Origin of the sequence: Streptomyces sp. NBC_00316 (genome assembly GCF_036158715.1) — a bacterium.
GTDB lineage: Bacteria > Actinomycetota > Actinomycetes > Streptomycetales > Streptomycetaceae > Streptomyces.
The window spans coordinates 891,462-911,944 of the sequence record NZ_CP108023.1 but is presented as its reverse complement, the minus strand read 5'-3'; the positions used below and the strand labels follow the sequence as shown (position 1 = coordinate 911,944).

The 20,483-nt window shown below is 68.8% G+C and carries 21 protein-coding genes and 3 pseudogenes; 14 read left to right on the top strand and 10 right to left on the bottom strand.

From position 1 onward, the window contains the following. Nucleotides 1-40 precede the first annotated feature (40 nt). Entirely contained in the window at nucleotides 41-442 is a 402-nt protein-coding gene (locus OG878_RS04200) for a hypothetical protein (protein ID WP_328885485.1), read from the bottom strand. A gap of 71 nt (nucleotides 443-513) precedes the next feature. Here OG878_RS04200 and OG878_RS04195 point away from each other — a divergent pair. Then, nucleotides 514-1,061, top strand: a pseudogene (locus OG878_RS04195) (enoyl-CoA hydratase/isomerase family protein); the annotation flags it as partial. Nucleotides 1,062-1,076: 15 nt separating this feature from the next. Here the strand turns inward: OG878_RS04195 and OG878_RS04190 are convergent. The 4 genes and pseudogenes from OG878_RS04190 to OG878_RS04175 form a co-directional block, all read right to left on the bottom strand. Then, nucleotides 1,077-1,136 (bottom strand): annotated as a pseudogene (locus OG878_RS04190) (hypothetical protein); the annotation flags it as partial. A gap of 64 nt (nucleotides 1,137-1,200) precedes the next feature. Then, nucleotides 1,201-1,329, bottom strand: a pseudogene (locus OG878_RS04185) (hypothetical protein); the annotation flags it as partial. Beyond that, nucleotides 1,316-3,145, bottom strand: coding sequence for a glycoside hydrolase family 15 protein (locus tag OG878_RS04180; protein WP_328885484.1), 1,830 nt, complete (start codon nucleotides 3,143-3,145; stop codon nucleotides 1,316-1,318). The gene OG878_RS04180 and the pseudogene OG878_RS04185, both read right to left, overlap by 14 nt. A gap of 119 nt (nucleotides 3,146-3,264) precedes the next feature. Then, nucleotides 3,265-3,723, bottom strand: coding sequence for a universal stress protein (locus OG878_RS04175; RefSeq protein WP_328885483.1), 459 nt, complete (start codon nucleotides 3,721-3,723; stop codon nucleotides 3,265-3,267). Nucleotides 3,724-4,204: 481 nt separating this feature from the next. On the opposite strand from OG878_RS04175, the gene OG878_RS04170 reads away from it, so the two are divergent. From OG878_RS04170 to OG878_RS04160, 3 genes are all read left to right on the top strand, one after another. Then, nucleotides 4,205-4,894 (top strand): metal-dependent hydrolase, encoded by a 690-nt coding sequence (locus OG878_RS04170; protein ID WP_328885482.1) that lies wholly within the window; start codon nucleotides 4,205-4,207, stop codon nucleotides 4,892-4,894. After that, complete coding sequence (locus OG878_RS04165) at nucleotides 4,894-5,469, top strand: helix-turn-helix domain-containing protein (protein WP_328885481.1); 576 nt, start codon at nucleotides 4,894-4,896, stop codon at nucleotides 5,467-5,469. The genes OG878_RS04170 and OG878_RS04165 overlap by 1 nt, the downstream gene beginning before the upstream one ends. 435 nt (nucleotides 5,470-5,904) lie before the next feature. Further along, nucleotides 5,905-7,962 (top strand): SpoIIE family protein phosphatase, encoded by a 2,058-nt coding sequence (locus OG878_RS04160; RefSeq protein ID WP_328885480.1) that lies wholly within the window; start codon nucleotides 5,905-5,907, stop codon nucleotides 7,960-7,962. Nucleotides 7,963-7,964: 2 nt separating this feature from the next. On the opposite strand, the gene OG878_RS04155 is transcribed toward OG878_RS04160, so the two are convergent. The 3 genes from OG878_RS04155 to OG878_RS04145 all read right to left on the bottom strand — a co-directional run bounded on the left by OG878_RS04155 (nucleotide 7,965) and on the right by OG878_RS04145 (nucleotide 9,074). After that, nucleotides 7,965-8,315 carry a hypothetical protein gene (locus OG878_RS04155; RefSeq protein ID WP_328885479.1) on the bottom strand — a complete coding sequence of 117 codons (351 nt, stop codon included), beginning with the start codon at nucleotides 8,313-8,315 and terminating at the stop codon, nucleotides 7,965-7,967. 99 nt (nucleotides 8,316-8,414) lie between these two features. Continuing rightward, nucleotides 8,415-8,702 (bottom strand): hypothetical protein, encoded by a 288-nt coding sequence (locus tag OG878_RS04150; protein ID WP_328885478.1) that lies wholly within the window; start codon nucleotides 8,700-8,702, stop codon nucleotides 8,415-8,417. Nucleotides 8,703-8,759: 57 nt separating this feature from the next. Beyond that, nucleotides 8,760-9,074, bottom strand: coding sequence for a hypothetical protein (locus OG878_RS04145; protein WP_328885477.1), 315 nt, complete (start codon nucleotides 9,072-9,074; stop codon nucleotides 8,760-8,762). A gap of 632 nt (nucleotides 9,075-9,706) precedes the next feature. Here OG878_RS04145 and OG878_RS04140 point away from each other — a divergent pair. The 7 genes from OG878_RS04140 to OG878_RS04110 all read left to right on the top strand — a co-directional run bounded on the left by OG878_RS04140 (nucleotide 9,707) and on the right by OG878_RS04110 (nucleotide 14,825). Then, on the top strand, nucleotides 9,707-10,180 hold the full coding sequence (locus tag OG878_RS04140) for a carboxymuconolactone decarboxylase family protein (protein ID WP_328885476.1): 474 nt from the start codon (nucleotides 9,707-9,709) through the stop codon (nucleotides 10,178-10,180). A gap of 282 nt (nucleotides 10,181-10,462) precedes the next feature. After that, on the top strand, nucleotides 10,463-11,386 hold the full coding sequence (locus tag OG878_RS04135) for an RNA polymerase sigma-70 factor (protein ID WP_328885475.1): 924 nt from the start codon (nucleotides 10,463-10,465) through the stop codon (nucleotides 11,384-11,386). Nucleotides 11,387-11,507: 121 nt separating this feature from the next. Continuing rightward, nucleotides 11,508-11,762 (top strand): hypothetical protein, encoded by a 255-nt coding sequence (locus OG878_RS04130; RefSeq protein ID WP_328885474.1) that lies wholly within the window; start codon nucleotides 11,508-11,510, stop codon nucleotides 11,760-11,762. Nucleotides 11,763-12,163: 401 nt separating this feature from the next. Then, nucleotides 12,164-12,799, top strand: a complete 636-nt coding sequence (locus OG878_RS04125) for a hypothetical protein (protein ID WP_328885473.1) — start codon at nucleotides 12,164-12,166, stop codon at nucleotides 12,797-12,799. 421 nt (nucleotides 12,800-13,220) lie between these two features. Then, complete coding sequence (locus tag OG878_RS04120) at nucleotides 13,221-13,403, top strand: hypothetical protein (protein WP_328885472.1); 183 nt, start codon at nucleotides 13,221-13,223, stop codon at nucleotides 13,401-13,403. Between the two features lie 340 nt (nucleotides 13,404-13,743). Next, the gene (locus OG878_RS04115; RefSeq protein ID WP_328885471.1) at nucleotides 13,744-14,208 is read left to right on the top strand and encodes a MauE/DoxX family redox-associated membrane protein; all 465 of its coding nucleotides are present in this window, start codon (nucleotides 13,744-13,746) and stop codon (nucleotides 14,206-14,208) included. Nucleotides 14,209-14,315: 107 nt separating this feature from the next. Then, the gene (locus tag OG878_RS04110) at nucleotides 14,316-14,825 is read left to right on the top strand and encodes a mycothiol transferase (RefSeq protein WP_328885470.1); all 510 of its coding nucleotides are present in this window, start codon (nucleotides 14,316-14,318) and stop codon (nucleotides 14,823-14,825) included. 99 nt (nucleotides 14,826-14,924) lie between these two features. Here the strand turns inward: OG878_RS04110 and OG878_RS04105 are convergent, their stop codons facing one another. Then, nucleotides 14,925-15,623, bottom strand: coding sequence for a response regulator (locus tag OG878_RS04105; protein ID WP_328885469.1), 699 nt, complete (start codon nucleotides 15,621-15,623; stop codon nucleotides 14,925-14,927). Further along, the gene (locus tag OG878_RS04100) at nucleotides 15,620-17,218 is read right to left on the bottom strand and encodes a sensor histidine kinase (RefSeq protein WP_328885468.1); all 1,599 of its coding nucleotides are present in this window, start codon (nucleotides 17,216-17,218) and stop codon (nucleotides 15,620-15,622) included. Before OG878_RS04100 ends, OG878_RS04105 begins: the two co-directional genes overlap by 4 nt. Before the next feature lie 217 nt (nucleotides 17,219-17,435). Between OG878_RS04100 and OG878_RS04095 the strand changes: the two genes are divergently transcribed. From OG878_RS04095 to OG878_RS04085, 3 genes are all read left to right on the top strand, one after another. After that, nucleotides 17,436-18,251 (top strand): ABC transporter ATP-binding protein, encoded by an 816-nt coding sequence (locus OG878_RS04095; protein WP_030973163.1) that lies wholly within the window; start codon nucleotides 17,436-17,438, stop codon nucleotides 18,249-18,251. Further along, complete coding sequence (locus tag OG878_RS04090) at nucleotides 18,241-19,104, top strand: ABC transporter permease (protein ID WP_328885467.1); 864 nt, start codon at nucleotides 18,241-18,243, stop codon at nucleotides 19,102-19,104. Before OG878_RS04095 ends, OG878_RS04090 begins: the two co-directional genes overlap by 11 nt. 64 nt (nucleotides 19,105-19,168) lie before the next feature. Then, nucleotides 19,169-20,206 (top strand): ABC transporter substrate-binding protein, encoded by a 1,038-nt coding sequence (locus OG878_RS04085; protein ID WP_328885466.1) that lies wholly within the window; start codon nucleotides 19,169-19,171, stop codon nucleotides 20,204-20,206. Nucleotides 20,207-20,483 lie beyond the last annotated feature (277 nt).

Sequence of the window (20,483 nt, the reverse complement as noted above, 5' to 3'; positions counted from 1 at the left end):
TCCGGTACGGTAGTTCATTTGATCGTTCAACTGGGCATGATCATAAACACGATTGAAACCCCGTCAGGCGTGGTAGGTGCCCACTTGGAGCTGTTGCGATGCAACCGCTGTCCGCCATCCGCTGTGGTGCCGTGATATGGCGATCTGAAAGAGGTGGGGCTGGCCCCAAGTCGAAGAACACGTCACACGGCTCCTCGACGACCTGGACTGCCGGCTCCACACGGACGGTGAGGCCGACTTCGTCACCACCGTCGGCGTGCAGTTGCCGATCCGCACCGGCGGCCGTTGGCTGGGCATCCCCGACGAACACCACGCTCAGATACTGGATTTCACGCACCGCCAGTTCCACGCCCAGGAACTGCTGTCCACCAAGAGCAAACTGGTGGTGTCCGCCGAGGCGAGCCTCGAACTGCCCAGCTTCTCCACCGAGCTGATGCGGCAACAAAGCGAACCCTGGCAACGACGTCCTTTCCGACTGGATACACCACTGGGACGGGCAATTCCCCGACGACGGTGCGGCCGCGGACACGTCCTCTGCTACCTCACGATGTTCATCAGGATACTGGCCTGCGGCTCATCGTCCTCTCCGGCGCGGGCTCGGACTTCTGCCTCGGCGGCGACCGCAACGAAATCGCCGAGCACCTGGACCAAGACCCCACCGGCAGCGGCATCCGCACCTCCGGTACCAAAGCCCGTCGTGCTGCGAAGCACTCACCGGCAACCCCGCCGTCACCATCGCGAAAGTCCAGGGGAAAGCCATTGGCGCGGGCTTCGCCCTCGCGCTCGCCTGTGATCTGCGCGTCGGCGCCGACAACGCCACCTTCCGGCTGCCCGAGCTCGCCCTCGGCCTGCCCACCGCCTGGGGCGGTCTGCTACCCCGTCTCCTCAGCGAAGTCGGCGCGGCCCGCGTACGCGAACTCGTCCTCACCGGTCGTGCCTTCGACGCCCACGAGGCCCAGAGCATGTCGATCCTGCAGAAGGTCGTACCGGAACAGGCCCTCGACGCCGCGGTGGCCGCCTGGGCCGAACCGATCCTCCGCCGACCGGCAGAGCAGTTGCAGAAGGTGGTTCTGGACCATGTCCTTGAGCGCCCAGACGTGGTCGTAGTAGCCGGCCCTGAGGACAGGGTCCGCCATGACGGTCGAGCCGGTCGGCGATCCACGCGCGGTACCGATCGTCGTCCCAGTCGTCCCTGCTTGCGCCGGTCAGCTGAAAGAGGTCGCCCAGGTGTCCTGCCGCCCGCAGGGCTGCCAGCGCCGGCAGCAGGAATCGGGCGGTGAGGTCGCCTGTCGCCCCGAGACGGCGAGTCGGTTGATCATGTCCGAGCACCCGCCTTCGCCCGGGCGAGGTTGACGCCCGAGGCGATGATCCCGATGTGGCTGAATGCCTGAGGGAAGTTGCCGATGAACGCTCCTGTGGACGGATCGATCTGTTCCGACAGCAGTCCCAGCGGGCTCGCCCGGGCACACAACGAGGCATAGAGTTCGGTCGCCTCCTCGATCCGGCCCTGTCCGATCAGGTTGTCGACCAGCCAGAAACTGCACAGCACGAAGGCACCCTCGTCGCCTGCCAGACCATCGGGTGACTCCGTGTGCAGGTAGCGGTAGAGCAGCCCGTCGCCGGCCGACAGACGCTCGGCGATCGCCGTGGTGGTCGCCACCATCCGCGGGTGATCAGCCGGTACGACCCGGCGCAGAGGAAGTGCGAGCAGGCTCGCGTCCAGAGCGCCGCCGCCGTCCAGGTGCGCGCTCAGGGTCTGGGCGTCCTCGTCCCAGGACTGCTCCAGGATGAGCCGGCGCAACCGGTCGGCCGAGTCACGCCACTCGGCGATCCGCCCGGGCAGGCTGAGCCGTTCCCCGATCGCCGCGGCCCGGTCCAGGGCGACCTGGCACATCCCGGCCGAGTACGTGAACGCCCGGCCTTCGCTGCGCACCTCCCAGATTCCCTGGTCGGGCAGGTGCCAGGCCTGCCCCGCGGCGTCTGCCAGCCCGGCCAGGCTGGTCCACAGCGCGGGCTGGATCTCACCGCCGGAGAGCAGCCACTGATCGGCGCAGTCGAGGATCTCACCGTAGACGTCGTGCTGGCGCTGGTCGGTCGCGCCATTGCCCCATCGCACCGGGGCAGAGCGCCGGTAGCCTTCCAACTCGCCGTCCTCGGCCTCGTCCGGCACCGGAGTGCCGTTGAGGCCGTACATGATCCGGGGCCGTCCGCTGTACTCGAAGGCATCGAGTACCCAGCCGAGGAAGGCGTCGGCCTCGCCACGGAAGCCGATGCGGCGCAGGGCGAACACGGCGTAGGCGGCATCGCGGATCCAGGCGTAGCGGTAGTCCCAGTTGCGGATGCCGCCGATCGGCGCGGGCAAGGAGGACGTGGGCGCCGCGACCAGCGAGCCATTGGCCCAGTCGTCGCACATTTTCAGCGTGATCGCGGCGCGCCTGACCAAGGGCTCCTCAGGACCGCTGTAGTCCATGTGCGTCATCCAGCGGCGCCACGCGTCAGCGGTTCCCCGCAGCATCGCGTCGGTGTCGAACCGGTGGTGGCGATGGAAGCGGCCCCAGGACAGGACGAGGTCGAGGCGATCACCCTGCTGCAGGTCGTGTGTGCTGCACAGGCCGCTGAGGGGGCGGTTGGACCGTAGGTGGAGCCGCAGGTCCGGCCGCCGGGAAGGCCGCACTTCCAGTCCGCTGAACAAGGCCCGCGCCTGCCCACCGCCACGGGGCTCCAGGTCCGCTCGCAGGCGGACGTCTCCGGCCAGCACCACCGCCGAACGCACAAGTTCGGCCCGATCAGCCGGCGCGTCATCAGCGAGGTCGGCGCCGGAGCGCACGGCCAGCGCATCGGAGACGCGGACCAGGCCGGTGGGGCTGCGCAATTCGGTTGTCAGTACGCCGGTGTCGGGTTCGTAGCGCTGTCGCGCCTCCACCAGATCCTCCGGCGCCAGGGTGAAATGCCCGCCTCGTGCGTGGTCCAGCAAGCCGCAGAAGAGGGGTTCGGCATCGAACCGGGGAAGGCACATCCACGAGATGGAGCCGTCCAGGCCGACCAGCGCGGCCGTCGTGCCGTCCCCGATGAGGCCGAGATCCTCCAGCGGCAGGTAGCCGTCCTGCCTGCGGACCGGCCGGAAGGGGGGATCGGGATCGTGCATGCCTCTCACTTCCGCAGCGCCGAAGAAATACGTGCGATGAGATGTGCCCGCCCGGAAGCTGATCACTGTCCGTTCCGGCGGCGTCCGACGTCATCTCCGTCGGACCAGCGGTGGGACGCTCAATCCTTTCTGTCACGGACCACGACGACCGGACAGGGAGCGTGCTGGGTGCAGTGCTGGGCGACAGATCCGAGCAGCAGCCCGCCGAAGCCCCCGAGCCCTCGGCTGCCGACGACGAGCAGGTCCGCGTCACGGGCAGCGTCGAGCAGCACACCGGCGGCGGTGCCGTAGCGCACCTCGATACGTACGTCCACCGGTGACTGCGCTCCCACGGTTTCCTCCACGGCTTGGGTGAGTTCTGTGCGCGCCCGGTCCTTCAGGGCCGCTTCGTCGCTGCTCGACGGGGGCAACCAGCCGAGCGCGCCGTGGAACTGCGGGTTGTCCCAAGCGGTCACTGCCTCCACCACACCATGGGTGAGTTCCGCCAGTCGCACGGCCCAGCGAAGGGCCTGTTTCGACGAGTCCGAGCCGTCCACCCCGACCACGATGCGCTCTTTCTCCTCATGCTGGTCAGTCATGGTTCTCCTCGACTCGACGGTGGGGGCGGCCGCACAGGGTCCGCGGCCCCGCCACTGCTCTGGCTTCCAGCCTCGTGCCGACCGCACGACATGCACAGCCCGACAGGTCCGGACGGGGGACGGCCGGTCGGCGTGCCCGGAGGCCTTCCGGCCGCTGCCTCAAGGTGTTCCGGTACTCCTTCGTGACAGCCGGAATCATCGGCACGGTCTTCTTCACCCACCGTTGCGGCATCGGGCACGCGGCGCCGTTCCTCGTCGTTGCCGTGGTCGACGCGGCCTCGATCGTCCTCACCCCGCGACTCGAACCGCACATGCCACCTCGGGCAGTTCATGGATCCGCGCAGCCGGTGTGCACGGGGGTGCGACGTAGCAGTCACGGGGAAGCTGTCTGCACCAGCCTCCGCAGCAGGAGGAGGACTCGAACATGGCGTTCGTTATAGTGAACTCAACGTTTGACAAACAATGCGATGGGAGAGGCGCGATGCAGGTCCACTCGTACTACGCGGACACCTACCAGGAGCGGGCCCACACACGGGTGATCGCCCTGGGGGAGCGGGACGGCTCACCGTGGGTGGCCGTCGAGGACTGCCTGTTCCACCCGCAGGGCGGGGGACAGCCGGCCGACCGAGGCTGGGTGGACGACCACGAGATCGTGCCGGTGCGGGACCACGACTCCGCACTGATCGTGGCGATCGCCTCCGGTGACGACGCCCTGCCGGCTCTGTCCGTAGGGCAGCCGGTCAAGGTCCGCATCGACATCGCGGCGCGTATGACCCATGCCGCGCTGCACACGGCCGGGCATCTGGTCGAGGCGGCCGGCCGGGCGCAGGGGTGGGTGCCGGCCGCGAACAACCACTTCCCGAATCAGTCACGGATCGAGTTCACCGCGCCGGAGCCGGATGCCCGGCTGGAAACCCCCGAAGGCCGGGAGGAGGCCACCGAAGCGCTCCGGAAGAAGGTCGCAGAGGTCATCGCGCAGGATCTGCCCGTCACCTGGGAGCACGACGACGAAGCGCGTCGTGTCGTGCACGTGGCCGGCCTGCATGCCGCGCCGTGCGGAGGAACGCACGTGCGCAGCCTCGGTGAGCTGGTCGACGTGGTGCTGCCGACGCTGAAGGTCAAGAAGGGCCGGATCCGTGTCTCCTACAACGCGACCCACCGGGAGCGGTGATGGCAGCCCCCTCGGGTGAGCGGCGGCCGGCCAGCAGTACCGCGGTGGCGGTGGGGGCGCAGATCCGTCGGCGCCGTGAGCAGCGCGGCATGACCGGCGCGGAACTGGCCCGCCGGGCAGGACTGAGCAAGGCCACGCTGTCGCAACTGGAGGCCGGCAAGGGCAATCCCACGATCGAGACCTTGGACGCGCTCGCGGTCGCCCTGCGCATCCCGCTGACCGACCTGCTGGCCCGCGACACCGATCCAGGTCCGGTGCTCGTACCCGGTACGGACCTGGCCGACGGCGACGTGGGCAGGGAATTGTTGCGCCGCATCAGCAGCGGCAACAGCCTGGAGATCTGGCGGCTCCGGATGCCTGCGCACACGGAACTGGACGGCGTACCGCACGCGACCGGCACCATCGAGCACCTCCTCGTCGCCTCCGGCCGGCTCACCGCCGGACCTGCTGAAGCGCCGACGGAGCTGCATTCCGGCGATCTGCTCGCCTTCGCGGGAGACGCCCCGCACGTCTACCGCACGGGCCCCGAGACGGCTGACGTCACCGTCGTCATCGCCTCACCCATCATCAACTGACAGGCAGGGCCTTCCCTGTGCAGGGGGCAGAAGCGCTGCGCCGGCCGGTAGTACGCGTGGTCCTGGCGCAGGTCGTAGCAGGTGGCGAAGCGCAGGTGGCCGAACTCGGTGGGAAGGTCCGTTGACGAGACGTGTCATCGGTTCGCCACCCTCGTGACCCCCGCACGGTGCGAGGCCGTGCACCGGGGGTGTCGTGATCACCTGCCACCACCACAGGCTTCACATGATTTCCGCCAGGCCAGGCTCGGCGACAGGTCCGAGGGACCGGACGTTGGTCCGTGGGGCCCGGACGTCGCGGAGACCGGACACCGCGCCACCGCCCGCGGGCCGGCGCTCCCGGTGGTGAGGTGGGCCGATCGGTGGGTTAACTGGTCTATGTCGATGAGAAACGGAGTCGACCATGCCGTGTGAACGACGACACCGGCGATCCGGCCCATGACCGGCACAAACGCGCCGGACGGAGCGGGCAACGTCGAGAGGGCCCTTTTCGATCACGCCAGGGCCGGTCTCGAGGTCTACGACGCGGACCTGCGCATCGTCCGGGCCAACCCCGTCATCCTGGCCCTGCGTGGTCTGCCCTCGGATCGGGTGATCGGGGTCGGTGTCCAGGACCTGGATTCCGGACTCCCGCTCTCGCCGATCATGCGCGAAGTAGTGGAGACCGGTGCCGCAGTGGTCGATCGCCGGATGTCCGCGTATCCGGCCACCGATCCGGAGCACCGGCACGAGTTCGTCGTCACCGGGTATCCCTTGGAGGACCACGGCCGGTCCATCGGCGCTGCCGCCATGCTCCACGACGTCACGGAGGAGGTCCGCAGACAGAAGGAACTGGATCTTCTGAACATCGCGCGCTCCCGGATCGGCAGCTCCCTGGACGCGCTGCGGACCGCACAGGAACTCGTCGAGATGGCGGTCCCCGGCTTCGCCGACGCCGTCGCGGTCGACCTGCTGGAGTCCGTGCTCACCGGGGACGCCCCCGTGGGCCCGGTCGCAGTCCGGTTGCCGATGCGGCGCGCCGCGTTCAAGGCGGGTGAGGGGCGCTACGGCGCCTACCCGGTGGGCGCGCCCAGCCACTTCGCATCCCCCACGCCGTACACGCAGGCACTGGCCGATCTGCGGCCGCGGCTGGTCGAATCGATGTCCTCGGCCGGCGGATGGCTGCTGAACGACCCGACGCGCGCCGAGTTCATCGCCCGGTCGGACGTGCAGTCGCTCATCGTGGCGCCGCTGACCGTGCACGGGCTCGTGCTGGGCCTGGCCAGTTTCTACCGGGGCGGCTCCCACCACCGGACCTTCGACAAGGAGGACATGTCACTGGCCCTGCAACTCGCCGGCTGCACGGCGGTGTGCATCGACAACGCGCGCCGTTTCGTCCGCGAGCACACGGTCGCCACGACGCTGCAGCGCAGCCTGCTGCCGCGCATACCGCCCGAGACGGCGGCGCTGGAGTCCTCCCACTGCTATCGGCCCGGGCGTTACGGCGCCCACTGGTTCGACGTCCTCCCGCTGTCCAGCTGCAGGGTCGGCCTGGTGATCGGGTACGTCCCCGGGGAGGGGCTCCAGGCGTCCGTGGCCATGGGGCGGCTGCGCACCGCCGCCTCAACCCTTGCCGCGATGGATCTGCCTCCCGACGAGCTCCTGACGCACCTCGACGACGCCGCCCAGAGAATGGCGCGCGAGCAGAATGCGGATCCGGTGACCCTGCACCACGGGCGTCCGCCGTTCACCGCTTCATGCCTGTACCTGATGTACGACCCGATCACCCGGCGGTGCACGGCAGCTTCAGCGGGACACGACAGCCCTCTCCTCACCAGCCCCGAGGGCGTGGTGAGCAGGCTGGAGGTGCCGCGGGGGGCACCGCTCGGCCGGGGCGTACCGTACGAACTCTTCCTCACCGAACTGCGTGCCGGAAGTCTGCTGTCCCTCTACTCGGACGGCAGCACGGGCCGCCATCCGGCCGAGGCCGACGCCCGCCTCAGCCGCCTGTGGGACACGGTGGGCGACGCTTCGACGGCCCCAGAGGACATCTGCGACTCGGTCGCCTACAAAGTGGTGCGGCACGGCACCCCGGAGGACGGGGCGGCGCTGCTCGTGGCCAGGACCCGCTGCCTCGACCCGGACCACATCTCCTCCTGGACCTTCCCGCCCGAGCCGCTCTCGGTCAGCAAGGCCCGGAGAGCGGCGCGCGACCGGCTGGAGCACTGGGGGCTGGAAGAACAAACCCCCTTCACCGACCTGGTGGTCAGCGAACTCGCCACCAACGTGATCCACCATGCGACGGGCCCCATTCGGCTGCGTCTGATTCTCGACCGTACGCTGACCGTGGAGGTCTCCGACGACGCCGACACCGCCCCGCACCTGCGCCATGCCCGCCTCCAGGACGAGGGCGGACGCGGCCTGTTCCTCGTGGCCTCCCTTGCACGGCACTGGGGCACGCGGTACGAGGAGGCCGGCAAGACCATCTGGGCCGAACAGGAGCTGCCGGGCGCCTGATGTCAGCGGGAGTGGCGTCGCAGTCGGCGGCCGAGGAGCACGGCACCGACGCCTGCGACCAGAGAGGCTCCGGCGATGCCGGCCTCGGCGCGTGCGCCGTCCGCGGACCCGGTGGTCGCGAGGGACGTCGCGGCTGCGGAGCGGGACGCCTCGGCCGCCTGGAGGATCAGGTCGGCGACAGCGTCGGGGTGCGCGATCAGCGACACATGGCAGGAGTCGATCTCCACCGTGTGCGAACCGGCACGCTCGGCCTGGAAGCGTTCCTGGTCCGGGTTGATCGTTTTGTCCTGCCGGCCGACAAGGGCCCAGGACGGAATCGTCTTCCGGGGGCGGTCCGGAACGGCTGCGGACATGAACACGATCATCCGGCCATGACGGCAGGTACGGTACCCGCTCCGGTGACGGTCAGGTTCCTGCCGGCCCCGGGGCGGGAAGCGACCGTCGGACCGTGGTCAGCAGAACCAGCCGTCCTGGACCCATCCGTGGCGGTTGATGTCGCCGTAGGCGAACCCGTAGGCCCAGCCACTCTGCTTGCTCTCCACGGTGAAGGTCTGGCCCTTGTAGAGGGTCCCCATCCAGGCGCCGCCCGGATCGGTGCGCACGAACAGGTCCTGGGCGCATACGGTTTCGCGCTGTCCGACGGTGCCGTTGGCGGCCTGGGCCGGTGCCGCGGCCAGCAGCAGGCCTGCTGCCAGAGCCGCCGCGGTCACGGCTGTTCGGGCGGTTCGGAGTGCGGGCATGACCGTTCCTTCCGTGAGATCGGTGTGCGAGGGGCAGTGCGGTAGGGGCGCGGCGATCTACCAGGAGCCGTAGCCGCCGAGGCACTCCTGGCGGACGTAGCCCCAGTCGTTCGGGCCGAAGTCGAAGGTGGCGGCCCAGCCGTTGTAGACGGGGTGGGCGCCGCGGGTGTGGCCGACCTTGTCGCCGTACGACAGAACCCGGACCAGTCCGGAAGGCCCTGAGGAGCTGTCATAGTTCGCGTAGAAACTCGCGCTCTGGCACACGATCACCGCGTGCTCGGGAACCACCACCGCCTGGGTCGGCAACTGGCCCCCCACTGTCAGCGCAGCGGCGGCAGCCGCCGTGGCCAACGCCTTTGTCACGATCCTCATTTACTCGTCCTCTCCTGTCACATGGGACATCTGACGGCGACGTGCGGGGGTGCGCCTACGGTGTCACGACTCCCCGGGACGGGGAACCTGCCGGAGGTGCGGTCGAGGGTGCGGAACCAGGATGACGCCACGAGGTCTATGCGGGTAGATCGTTGATGGCAAATTTTGCATGGCCATGACATTTCCATCTCGTTCCGGGATCAGGAATCCTGCACTGTGATCGGCGCACCACTCCGTGCAGGAGGGAGGCGGTTGGGAGGATCCGCCAGTGGAACAGATGGTGAAGAAGGGACGAGGGCGCACGCTGAGGCAACTCAACCCGCGGCAAGGCGGAGTTGGCAGATGAAGGCCACTGCTGCGCCGGCGAAGGCCGGCCCTTGTCGGCGTGCACCCTCATAGGTCGGCGTCTGCATGGTCCGCGGCGAGAGCTCGCGGCGTCGCTGCCACGGCTGAATGCCTGCCGGGGCAGGGATTTGTCGAGGTGTCGTGGACGGTGGGGCGCGTGACGGCGAACTCGTCGGCAGACGTGCGCCGACCGCCGGGAGACGCAGGTCACATTCATCCATGTCACAGGGGTTCGGGCTACCCCGTCTCAGGAGGTGTAGCCACTGACGACCGCAGAGGAGCACACCATGGACGCGCGACTGGACTACTTCGCCGGCCCGACCGCCGGCAAGGCCCTCAAGTACGTCATGTCGGCGGGCAAGGCGCTCAAGGAGTCGCCGCTGCCGGCCGCGACTCAGGAGCTGGTGGCGCTGCGCGTGAGCCAGATCAACGGCTGTGCCGTCTGCATCGACATGCACACCAAGGAGGCCGCCGCTGCCGGCGAGACCCCGGTGCGGCTCAACCTGGTGGCGGCGTGGCGGGAGGCCACGGTTTTCACCGAGGCCGAACGCGCCGCGCTGGGGCTGGCGGAGGAGGGGACCAGGGTTGCGGATGCGGCCGGCGGGGTCACTGACGAGGTGTGGGCGTATGCCGCCAAGCACTACGACGAGGAGCAGCTCACCGCCCTGGTGGTCCTGGTCTCCTTCATGAACATGGTCAACCGGCTGAACGTCATCACCCGGCAGCCGGCCGGCACCTACGAGCCCGGGCAGTTCCACTGAACGGCATCAGCAACTGGCCCGGGGTCTGCGGGCCGCTCGACCCGTGCGAGGTGGCACGCGACATCGCGGCCCGCGGCATCCACCTCGTCATCGACACGCTCCTCCGCCCGCGTTGCGATCCTGGATCACCGGGCAGGCCCGGCTGCAGGGTCGGGCTGCGGGCTCCGGGCCACCGGCCCAGGGGGCATTGATCCGGCCCCGGGCGGTCCAGCTGAGCACACGTAGCTGCCTGTGCCGACGAGTGCGGCCAGGCGGGAAGGCCTCAGAGGGAGGGGAGTTGGCGTGAGCAAGGTCGAGGATTTCGAGAAGCTGCGGCCGCTGCTGTTTTCGATTGCCTATCGGATTCTGGGCAGTGTGGGTGAGGCCGAGGATGCGGTGCAGGAGACGTGGCTGCGCTTCGACGGCTCGGCGACCCGGCCGTCGTCGACGAAGGCCTTTCTGTCGGCCGCGGTGACGCGGATCTCGATCGATGTGCTGCGTTCTGCCCGGGTGCGGCGGGAGGAATACGTGGGCCCGTGGTTTCCCGAACCGCTGCTGAGCGATCCGTATCAGGACCCCGCGCGGTCGGTGGAGCTGGCCGACTCGGTGTCGATGGCGGCGCTGCTTCTGCTGGAGCGGCTCAGCCCACTGGAGCGGGCGGTGTTTGTGCTGCGGCAGGTGTTCGGCTTCGGGTTCGACGAGGTCGCGACGGCGGTCGGGCGGTCCGAGGCGGCTTGCCGGCAGTTGCTGGTGCGGGCGCGGCGGCATATGGAGGCCGGGCGGCCGCGCTTCGAGGCGGCCCGCAAAGAGCGGGAGGAGCTGGCGTCGCGGTTCTTCGACGCCCTCCGCGAAGGCGACGTCGCCGGCCTGCAGGAACTGCTCGCAGCCGACGTGTCGATGGTCGGCGACGGCGGCGGCAAGGCTCCGCAGCTGGCCAGGGCCGTCATCGGCGTCGAGCGTGTGGCCCGGCTGCTTTCCTTCGTATTCCCCCGGCTGGCCCGGATCGACGTGACGTTCGAGCCGCACGAGGTCAACGGCCAGCCGGGCGCGATCTTCCGCGACCGGGACGGCAACGTGCTTCATACCCTGGCCCTCGATGTATTCGACGGACAGATCCAGGCGATCCGCTCGGTGATCAACCCGGACAAGCTCGGGCACGTGGGACCGGTGGCGGACGCATGGGCCATCCACCGCGAGGTAATACAGGTGCGCCGGCCAACGGGCTGACCGCGTGTTCCGGACGCCCTGTTGCATCGCTCCTGGTGGTACGGGCGTTGCTTGCGGCTGCCGCGTGGCTCCGGCACCGGCCTCGACCGTTGTGGCTGGCTGGAGTTCGGGACCGGATGCCGTGCACGACCGGTCCGCCGGTATCTGGAACCACGTCCGTCTGCGGTCGACCGGCGCCGCCGCGCTCGGGGAACCGCGGGTGGACATCGGGGCTGCCCCACCTGCCCTCGCCTTCTTCGGCAACATCCGGGTCACCGTTCCGCCGTTCACCCCCACGGATCCACAACTGCATCTGTGCGAAACCCAGTTGTGGGGGACCAACGGCTTCGGCGAGGCCCGACTGCACCGGCTGGCGATGGGCACACCACGCCCCTGAGACCACGGGGTGCGAGGGGGTGCGTGACTGTCGCTGGGATACGGCCTGCGGTCAGTGCCGTGAGCGGGCGATGCACGCCGCGGCGGCGCCGCGGATCGGGCGGTCCGGCCGGCTGTTGCGCCGGCGCCGCTCCGGTCGGTGAGGGCGGGCGACTGCGTCGGACACGTGGACGCGACAGGACGAGCGCACATCTGGCAACCGCATGGGGTGGTGAGAAGGCGTCAGGGGAATGCGCCGGATGCCGGGCCGTCACGCGACATGCGGCACGCATCGCCCGCATGTTCGGTCAATTCTTTCTGCGACATCTTCGGCGTGTCCGTTATTGGAGATAAAAGGATTATCGGTATGTTCGTCCGCAGATCGGCAGAACAGCCGATGTCTCTGAGACAGAGAGAAGTGACATGACTACGCGTACCTTCGCAGTGACTGCCGCCGCAGTAGGTGCCGCGGCCCTCGCCGCCACCGGCATCAGCTACGCGGCTGCTGGATCCACCACTCAGGCCGCCCCCTCCGTCCAGCAGGCCGGCTCCGCCGAGACTCCCCTCGGTGGCGACAGCGGAAAGGGTAACGAAGGCAAGGGCAACGAGGGCAGGGGTGGAGGTGGTGGCTACGGCGGTGGCGGTGGCGGTGGCTACCACTATGAGGGGCGAATCTTCCTCAACGAGCGCTCCTACTCCGCCCACCCCGACGGCTGCATCACGGTCGTCAGCGGCCTGGGCTCCAAGTCCTTCAACGTCCGCAACGACAGCCGGCACACCGTTGAGGTCTTCCGCGGTGCCACCTGCGACAACGGTGCCCCCGTCGCCACGGTCGGCCCGTGGAGCACCAGCACCGGCGTCAAGACCCGCTTCGTCCACGGCGGCGTAAAGGTCCGTAACGGCGTCGTAGCCAGCTTCCGAGTGGTCAAGGACCACTACTTCGGCGGCTATGGCGGCGGCTACGGCGGCGGCGGTTACGACGACGGCGGTTACGGTGGCGGCGGTGGCGGCTTCGGTGGCGGCGGCGGCGGCGGCTTCGGCGGCGGCGGCGGCCGGTAATCGAAGACCGACACGACAAGAGGTAACAGCAAGAACCACCCCCGCAGTACGGAAACCCCGGCCCGTCGGAATCGGGCCGGGGTTTCCGGTATGGGGTGCTTCTCGCTGGATGTCCGGTCCGGGGTGCCGCACACATGAGCGGTCCGCACCCGAAATCCCATACACCCGCCACGCCATAGTAAGCGGTAACCGGGTGTCCCGCGTGTCGCGGTGAGACGTGCTCGTAGGGCCAAGGCCGCGCGGTCCGGGGCGACCGGCCCGGGTTGCGAGCAGCCCTGGGCCCAGGAGGATGGAGGCGAGAGCATGAGCGACACATGCCGCGCCGAACGCGGCTGCCCTGCCCGCCATGAGTAAGGGGCTGTGCAGCCGAGTGCTCCCCTACAGATCCTCTATCCCGGTGCGGCATCATAGGGAGGCCGTCATGCACGGCGACCGCAAGGTCGACATGGAAAAATCCGTGGACACCTGGACCAAGGAGCTTGTGAAGAACAGCGACGGCATCAAGCCGGAGACCGCCCAACGGCTGGTCCGCGACATCTACAGCTCCGCGCAGAAGGATCTGCTCGAACAAGTAGCCCAAGCCGAATACGAACGCGAAGAGTGACCGCCGACCCGGAAGCCGCGTCGCAACGGCCTGACGCTCCCGGGTCGGATGGCGGTGGCGGGGCGTAGGACCTCCGTAGATGCCGGGGCGGACCGAGCGCGGAGTCCCGGCACGTACGGAGGCCGTCAACTCGTGCTCGGTGCCGGTGGCGGTACGTACCCGTATGGCACGGTCCTGCACTGCACGGTGTTCTCGTTGCAGATCATCGGCGCAGAGGTGGTCGAGGCCGATGAGGACCGCGTCCCTGAGAGCGGCTTCCCCCGGTGCTCTCCGCAAAACGCCCCGGGGCCTTCTGACGGAGGCCGACGAGGGGCCCGGTACCGGATCGACGGAGGCTCCCATGGCAGTGAGACTCGAAGCCCGCGACGTGGCTCCGCGCCTGGCCACCGGTGCATTCTTTCTGCACTCGGGGCTGGGCAAACTGAGGGCGGACGAGGAGACGGCCGCCGGCGTGCACGGCATGGCCTGCGCCGCCTATCCGTTCCTGAAGAAGATGGACGCACAGCGCTTCACCCGGCTGCTCGCGTGCTCGGAGATCGCGGTCGGCGGAGCGCTGCTCGTTCCCTTCGTTCCGACCCGTCTGGCCGGACTGGCACTGACCGGGTTCTCCGCGGGACTGGTCGGCCTGTACCTCCGGCTTCCCGGAATGCGGGAGCCCGGCAGTCTGTGCCCGACCCCGAACGGCATCCCGCTGGCCAAGGACACCTGGTTGCTCGGCATGGGAATCGGCTTCCTGTGCGCGGATCCACACGGTGGCGGCGGTGCGAACCGGTGTCCTCGTCGCCGGTACGGGCGGCACTGCTGACGGGCGGTCTGCGCCGGCCGGCTGCGTGCGTCGGTCCCAGGGGCGGACGGGGTGTGCGGCGCGTGTCGGTGGCAGAACCCCGGTGGGGGAGCGGCGATGGTGATCGCATGAACAGCGCAGACCTTTTGATGGATGCCTTCACACGCATCCAGGAATCGGTGCACGCGGCGGTCGAGGGTCTCACCGTCGACGACCTGCACGTGCGGCTCGACGAAGGCGCGAATTCGATCGCCTGGCTGGTCTGGCACCTCACCCGGGTTCAGGACGACCATGTCTCGGACGCGGCCGGTGTCGAGCAGATCTGGATCTCCCAGGACTGGGCCTCCCGCTACGACCTTCCCTTCGAGAAGGGAGCCACCGGCTACGGACACACCAGCGCGGAGGTCGCGGCCGTGCGGGTGGGCTCGCCGGAGCTGCTGCTCGGATACCACGACGCCGTCCACGAGCAGAGCATCGGCTTCATCCGTGGGCTCAACGGCAGATCCCTGGACCGCATCGTGGACGAGGCGTGGTCGCCGCCGGTCACTCTGGGTGTCCGGCTGATCAGCGTCATCGCGGACGACCTGCAGCATGCCGGCCAGGCGGCATTCGTCCGGGGCTGGCTCGAGCGTCCTTAGCCGGCCCGGGACTCCTCGGACCGGGACGCGATCGGGCACGGGGTGCGCCGGACCTCGGGTGCCGTCGGCACGCCGGAGGCCTCCGGCGCCCCTTGGCCCTCAGTCGGCCTTGGCCCACGCGTAGCGGTGTTCCGGACGGCCGGTGTCGCCGTACTTGAGGCTGAGACTGATGCGGCCCGCGCTCTCCAGATACTTGAGGTAGCGCTGGGCGGTGGAGCGGCTCAACCCGGCGCGGACGGCGACCTCGTGTGCGGACAGCGGTTCGTCGGCCGCCGACAGGACGTGGCGGATGACGTCGGCGGTGGGTGCGGAGTGCCCCTTGGGCAGCCCGGCCGTGCCGGCCGCCTCCGGAGTGCGAAGCGCCCCGAAGATCTGGTCGACCTGTTCCTGCCCGGCCTCGCCCCGGCCGCCGCCCACGCCTTCGAGGGTGCGCCGCAGGGCCGCGTAACTCTCCAGCTTCGACCGCAGACCGGCGAAGCTGAACGGTTTGACGAGGTACTGCAGGGCGCCGTACCGCATGGCGGTCTGCACCGTGGTGACGTCACGAGCCGCCGTCACCATGATCACGTCTGCCGCATGGCCGAGCTGGCGCAGCCGACGTACCAGCGTCAGTCCCGTCTCGTCGGGAAGATAGTGATCGAGAAGTACGAGGTCGACATGGTTGCGCTCCAGAAGGGACAGCGCCTGTGCGGCGGTGTGCGCGCGTGAGACGACACGGAAGCCGGGCACCTTGGCCACGTACGCCGCGTTGATCTCGGCCACCCGGAAGTCGTCGTCCACCACCAGAACGTCGATCACTGCAACTCTCCCACTTCGGTCAACTGCCGGACGGCGAGTGTCTCGGGCAGGACAACGGTGAAGACCGCGCCACCGCCGGCCCTGGCACCGACGCGGGCGACGCCGCCGTAACGCTCCGCGAGACGGCGCACCAGCGCCAGACCGAGTCCACGGTCCCGATGCGCGGGGGACTCCTTGGTGGACCAGCCCTCGGTGAAAATCTGTTCGCGCATCTCGGGAGCCACGCCCGGACCGTTGTCGCTGACCCGCAGGACCGCTGTGGTGCCTTCCGCGAGGAGCTCCACCTCGATGAGGGTGGCGACGTCCAGTGCGTTGTCGATCAGGTTGCCCAGGACGGTCACCAGATCGCGCGGGTCCACCACCACGTCGGGCAGCCGGGTGTGCGGGGAGATGCGCAAGGATGCGCCCCGCTCCGCCGCGATGGCCGACTTGCCCACCAGCAGTGCGGACAGCAGCGGATCGTTGACGCGTTCCGCTACCTGCTCCGCCGATGCCCGGTGGCCGTGGGCGACCTCGGCGACGAATTCCACCGCCGCATCGTGTCTGCCGAGCTCCAGCAGCCCGAGGAGGGTGTGGAGCCGGTTGGCGTGTTCGTGGTCCTGGGCACGGAGCGCGTCGAGCAGGCCGTGTGTGGTGTCCAGTTCGCGGCCGAGCAGCTCCAGTTCGGTGCGATCACGCAGGGTGACCACGGCTCCGCCGTCACCGGTCGGCATGCGGTTGGCGATCAGTACGCGACCCCTGCAGACGGTGAGCAGGTCCGTGCCGTCGACCTGTCCTGCCAGCACGTCGGTCGTACGGCCCGGGGGCAGTACCTCGCTCAGCGCGCGGCCGACGGCGTCCGGCGTCACCTCGAGAAGGCGCTGCGCCTCGTCGTTCAGCAGCCGGATCCGCCCGCCGGCGTCGAGGGCGAGCACCGCTTCGCGAATGCTGTGCAGCATGGCCTCGCGCTCGTCCAGCAGCGCGGAGATGTCGGCGAAGGCGAGCCCGTGGGTGCTGCGTTGCAGGCGTCGCGAGACGGCCAGGGCGGCCAGCACGCCTGCGGCGAGAGCGGTTCCCGAGTAGAGCAGAAGTCCGGGAATGGTTCCGAGCAGCCGCTCGCGGACGCTGTCGTAGGCGATGCCCACCGATACGGCGCCGACGATGGTCCCGTGCCCGTCGCGGAGGGGGACCTTGGCGCGTGCCGAGCGGCCCAGGGTTCCGTCGTCGATCTGCATGATCTCCCGGCCGGCCAGGGCTGTGCTGGGATCGGTGGAGACGTGCTTGCTGATCTGGTCGGTGTCGGTGTGCGACCAGCGGACCCCGCGGGTGTCCATGACCACGATGTAGAGGGCCCCGGTGGCCCGCCGGATCCGTTCGGCCTCGGCCTGTACCGGGCCGCCGGGGCTGGGCTCGGTGGTCGTCAGATTGTGTACCAGTTCGGGTTCGGCCGCAGTCGTCTGGGCGATGGACAGCGCCTGACGCATCGCCTGGTCGTCGAGCTGGTGGCTGAGAGGGGCGAGGAAGAGGCCGGTGACGAGCATGACCACCCCGGTCGTGATGGCCACTTGTGTGAGGAGGACCTGGGCGAAGACACGGCGGGGCCAGTGAATCCGCATGCGCTCGCCCTCTGCCTTCCGTCGCCTTGGAATTGGGTGCTCCGTTTTGCCGTCTGTGAACGCAACGTAAATGCCGCTGCCGCTTCTGACCAGCCCTCGTTGCGCATTCGTTCTGTCCGCGTGAGCAGAACGAGCAGAACCGCAGGTTATGGGCAGAAGCAGGAGTTGTGAGCGCAAGGGTGCCGTGGTGCCCGGGCCGCACCTAGCGTCCCGCCTCATGAACAGCGAAACGAGCCCCGCCATCGAGTTGCGGGGGGCGAGCAAAGCGTTCCGGACTCCGTCGGGGGCGCTCCACACCGCCGTACGGGATCTGGACCTCACGATCGGGCGCGGTGAGTTCGTCGCCGTGGTAGGACCCACCGGATGCGGCAAGTCGACGACACTGACACTGGTCAGCGGCCTGGAGGAGCCGACCGAGGGAGAGGTGCTGGTGGCCGGTGAGCCGGTGCGCGGCATCGGCGACAAGGTCGGATTCGTCTTCCAGCAGGACGCCGTCTTCCCCTGGCGCACTGTGCTGTCCAACGTGATGGCGGGCCCCCGCTTCCGGGGCGTGCCGAAGCCCGAGGCGAAGGAGCGCGCCCGGGAGTGGCTGGCCCGGGTCGGCCTCTCCTCCTTCGAGGACCGCTATCCGCACCAGCTCTCCGGCGGCCAGCGCAAGCGTGTCGCACTCGCGGCCACCTTCGTCAACGACCCCGAGATCCTGCTCATGGACGAGCCCTTCTCCGCACTCGATGTGCAGACCCGGGCCCTGATGTCGGACGAACTGCTGGAGTTGTGGGCCGGGACCGGCGCCTCCGTCGTCTTCGTCACCCATGACCTGGAGGAGTCCATCGCGCTGGCCGACAAGGTCGTGGTCATGACTGCGGGGCCGGCCACCGTCAAGGAGGTCTTCGAGATCGATCTGCCCCGCCCCCGCAAGGTGGAACAGGTCCGTCTGGAGCCCCGTTTCCTCGAGATCTACCGGGAGATCTGGTCCTCGCTCGGCGAAGAGGTCCGCATCACCCGCGAGAGGGGTGCCCTCGATGTCGCCTGAAACCATCACCGCGAACGCCACCGTCACCAAGACCGAGCGGACCCGGGCCCGGGCGCGGGCCACCCGCAACCGCAGGCTCCTGGTGCTCGGCAGCCGGGTCGCCCTGCTCTTCGCGGTCGTCGGACTGTGGGAGTGGCTGGCGCGGACCGCGGTCATCGATCCGTTCAACTTCTCCATGCCCTCGAAGATCTGGGACCAGATCCGCGCCTGGGTCGTCGACGGCACCGCCCAGGGCTCTCTGTGGGAGCAGATCTGGTACACGCTCTACGAAGCACTGCTCGGCTGGGTCATCGGTGTGATCGCCGGTGTGCTGCTCGGTATCGCGCTGGGCCGCATCCGCTTCGCCGCCGATGTCCTCGGCCCGTACATCAAGGTGCTCAACGCCCTGCCGCGCATCGTGCTCGCCCCGATCTTCCTGATCTGGTTCGGCCTCGGCCCGGCCTCGAAGGTGGCCTCCGCCGTCGTCCTGGTCTTCTTCCCCGTCTTCTTCAACGCCTTCCAGGGCGCCAGGGAGGTGGACCGCAACCTCGTCGCCAACTCCCGCATTCTGGGAGCCAGCAATCGCCAGGTCACCTTCCAGGTGGTTATTCCCTCGGCCACGTCGTGGATCTTCACCAGCCTGCACGTGAGCTTCGGCTTCGCGCTCATCGGAGCCATCGTCGGCGAGTACATCGGTGCCACCAAGGGGCTCGGGCTGCTGGTCGCCGCTTCCCAGGGCACCTTCAACGCCGCCGGTGTCTACGCCGCCATGGTCATCCTCGCGGTCGTCGCGCTGCTGGCCGAAGGCCTGTTGACCTTCCTCGAGAAGCGGCTCTTCCGCTGGAAGCCGGCTGACGCCGAAGCCGCACGCTGACGCCCCGAGTTTGTCTGCCAGCCATCCGAACATCCGATTGTTTTTTCACAAGGACGTGAACCAGATGCGTACATTCACCCGGATTCCGGCTGTCGCCGTCGCCGGCGCACTCGCCCTGACCACGCTGACCGCCTGTGGTGACAACTCCACCTCCGCCTCCGACGGCAAGAACGACAAGGTCAAGATCATGGTGGGGGGCCTCGACAAGGTCATCTACCTGCCCGCGATGCTCACCGAACGACTGGGCTACTTCAAGGACGAAGGCGTGTCGGTCCAGCTCCTGACCGAGCCCGCAGGTGTTCAGGCCGAGACGGCCCTGGTCTCCGGTGATGTGCAGGGCACGGTGGGCTTCTACGACCACACCCTCGACCTCCAGGTGAAGGGCAAGCAGGTCGAGTCGGTCGTCCAGTTCTCACAGGCCCCGGGTGAGGTCGAGATCGTCTCCAACCAGGCAGCGGACGACATCAAGTCGCCGAAGGACTTCAAGGGCAGGAAGCTCGGCGTGACGGGCATCGGCTCCTCGACCGACTTCCTGACGAAGTACCTCGCCGTCAACAACGGTGTGCAGACCAGCCAGTTCACGCCGGTCGCGGTGGGGGCGGGACAGACCTTCATCTCCGCTCTTCAGCAAGGCTCCATCCAGGGCGGTATGACCACCGACCCGACCGTCGCCACCATCCTGGACAAGAAGCTCGGCAAGATCCTCATCGACATGCGGACCCCCGAAGGGTCCCGGCAGGCGCTCGGCGGGCTCTACCCGTCCTCCAGCCTCTACATGCAGACCGAGTGGGTCAACAGCCACAAGGACACCGTCCAGAAGCTGGCCAACGCCTTCGTCAAGACTCTGAAGTGGATGTCCACGCACAGTGCGGACGAGATCGCGGCCAAGATGCCCGCCGACTACGCGCAGGGCGGTGGCACGGCGCTCTATGCCCAGGCCATCAAGAACACGCTGCCCATGTTCACCACGGACGGTGTCATGCCGGCCGACGGCCCCGCCACCGTCGAGCGGGTTCTGAAGGCCTTCAACCCGAACCTGAAGAACGCCGAGGTCGACCTCGACAAGACGTACACCACCGAGTTCGTCAAGAAGGCCGGCTGACGCGACGGCGCGCACGGCTTACCGAACGGACGGCGGAGCTCCCGAAGCCGAACGACTCGCCCTGACGGACGAGCCGTTCCGCCGGGGGCTCCGCCTCCTGTGTACTGCCGAGCACTCCTGTGCCAGACCCTCGGCCGGCACAGGGACGCGTGAGGAGGGCTGTTCACCAGGCCGAACAGAGCGAGCAACGCGTCCATCCGGGTGCCGGGCCGTACCGGCAGTGCGCCCTCCGGCTGCCGATGGCCGCCGCCCGCAGCAGGCGCGTCACACCCCTGCC

Coding starts and splice junctions, on each gene's coding strand:
- OG878_RS04100 (WP_328885468.1), bottom strand. CDS start 17,218: ATGCGGATTCACTGGCCCCGCCGTGTCTTCGCCCAGGTCCTCCTCACA.
- OG878_RS04095 (WP_030973163.1), top strand. CDS start 17,436: ATGAACAGCGAAACGAGCCCCGCCATCGAGTTGCGGGGGGCGAGCAAA.
- OG878_RS04140 (WP_328885476.1), top strand. CDS start 9,707: ATGGACGCGCGACTGGACTACTTCGCCGGCCCGACCGCCGGCAAGGCC.
- OG878_RS04090 (WP_328885467.1), top strand. CDS start 18,241: ATGTCGCCTGAAACCATCACCGCGAACGCCACCGTCACCAAGACCGAG.
- OG878_RS04085 (WP_328885466.1), top strand. CDS start 19,169: ATGCGTACATTCACCCGGATTCCGGCTGTCGCCGTCGCCGGCGCACTC.
- OG878_RS04120 (WP_328885472.1), top strand. CDS start 13,221: ATGCACGGCGACCGCAAGGTCGACATGGAAAAATCCGTGGACACCTGG.
- OG878_RS04110 (WP_328885470.1), top strand. CDS start 14,316: ATGAACAGCGCAGACCTTTTGATGGATGCCTTCACACGCATCCAGGAA.
- OG878_RS04115 (WP_328885471.1), top strand. CDS start 13,744: ATGGCAGTGAGACTCGAAGCCCGCGACGTGGCTCCGCGCCTGGCCACC.
- OG878_RS04165 (WP_328885481.1), top strand. CDS start 4,894: ATGGCAGCCCCCTCGGGTGAGCGGCGGCCGGCCAGCAGTACCGCGGTG.
- OG878_RS04175 (WP_328885483.1), bottom strand. CDS start 3,723: ATGACTGACCAGCATGAGGAGAAAGAGCGCATCGTGGTCGGGGTGGAC.
- OG878_RS04125 (WP_328885473.1), top strand. CDS start 12,164: ATGACTACGCGTACCTTCGCAGTGACTGCCGCCGCAGTAGGTGCCGCG.
- OG878_RS04180 (WP_328885484.1), bottom strand. CDS start 3,145: ATGCACGATCCCGATCCCCCCTTCCGGCCGGTCCGCAGGCAGGACGGC.
- OG878_RS04155 (WP_328885479.1), bottom strand. CDS start 8,315: ATGTCCGCAGCCGTTCCGGACCGCCCCCGGAAGACGATTCCGTCCTGG.
- OG878_RS04170 (WP_328885482.1), top strand. CDS start 4,205: ATGCAGGTCCACTCGTACTACGCGGACACCTACCAGGAGCGGGCCCAC.
- OG878_RS04150 (WP_328885478.1), bottom strand. CDS start 8,702: ATGCCCGCACTCCGAACCGCCCGAACAGCCGTGACCGCGGCGGCTCTG.
- OG878_RS04160 (WP_328885480.1), top strand. CDS start 5,905: ATGACCGGCACAAACGCGCCGGACGGAGCGGGCAACGTCGAGAGGGCC.
- OG878_RS04145 (WP_328885477.1), bottom strand. CDS start 9,074: ATGAGGATCGTGACAAAGGCGTTGGCCACGGCGGCTGCCGCCGCTGCG.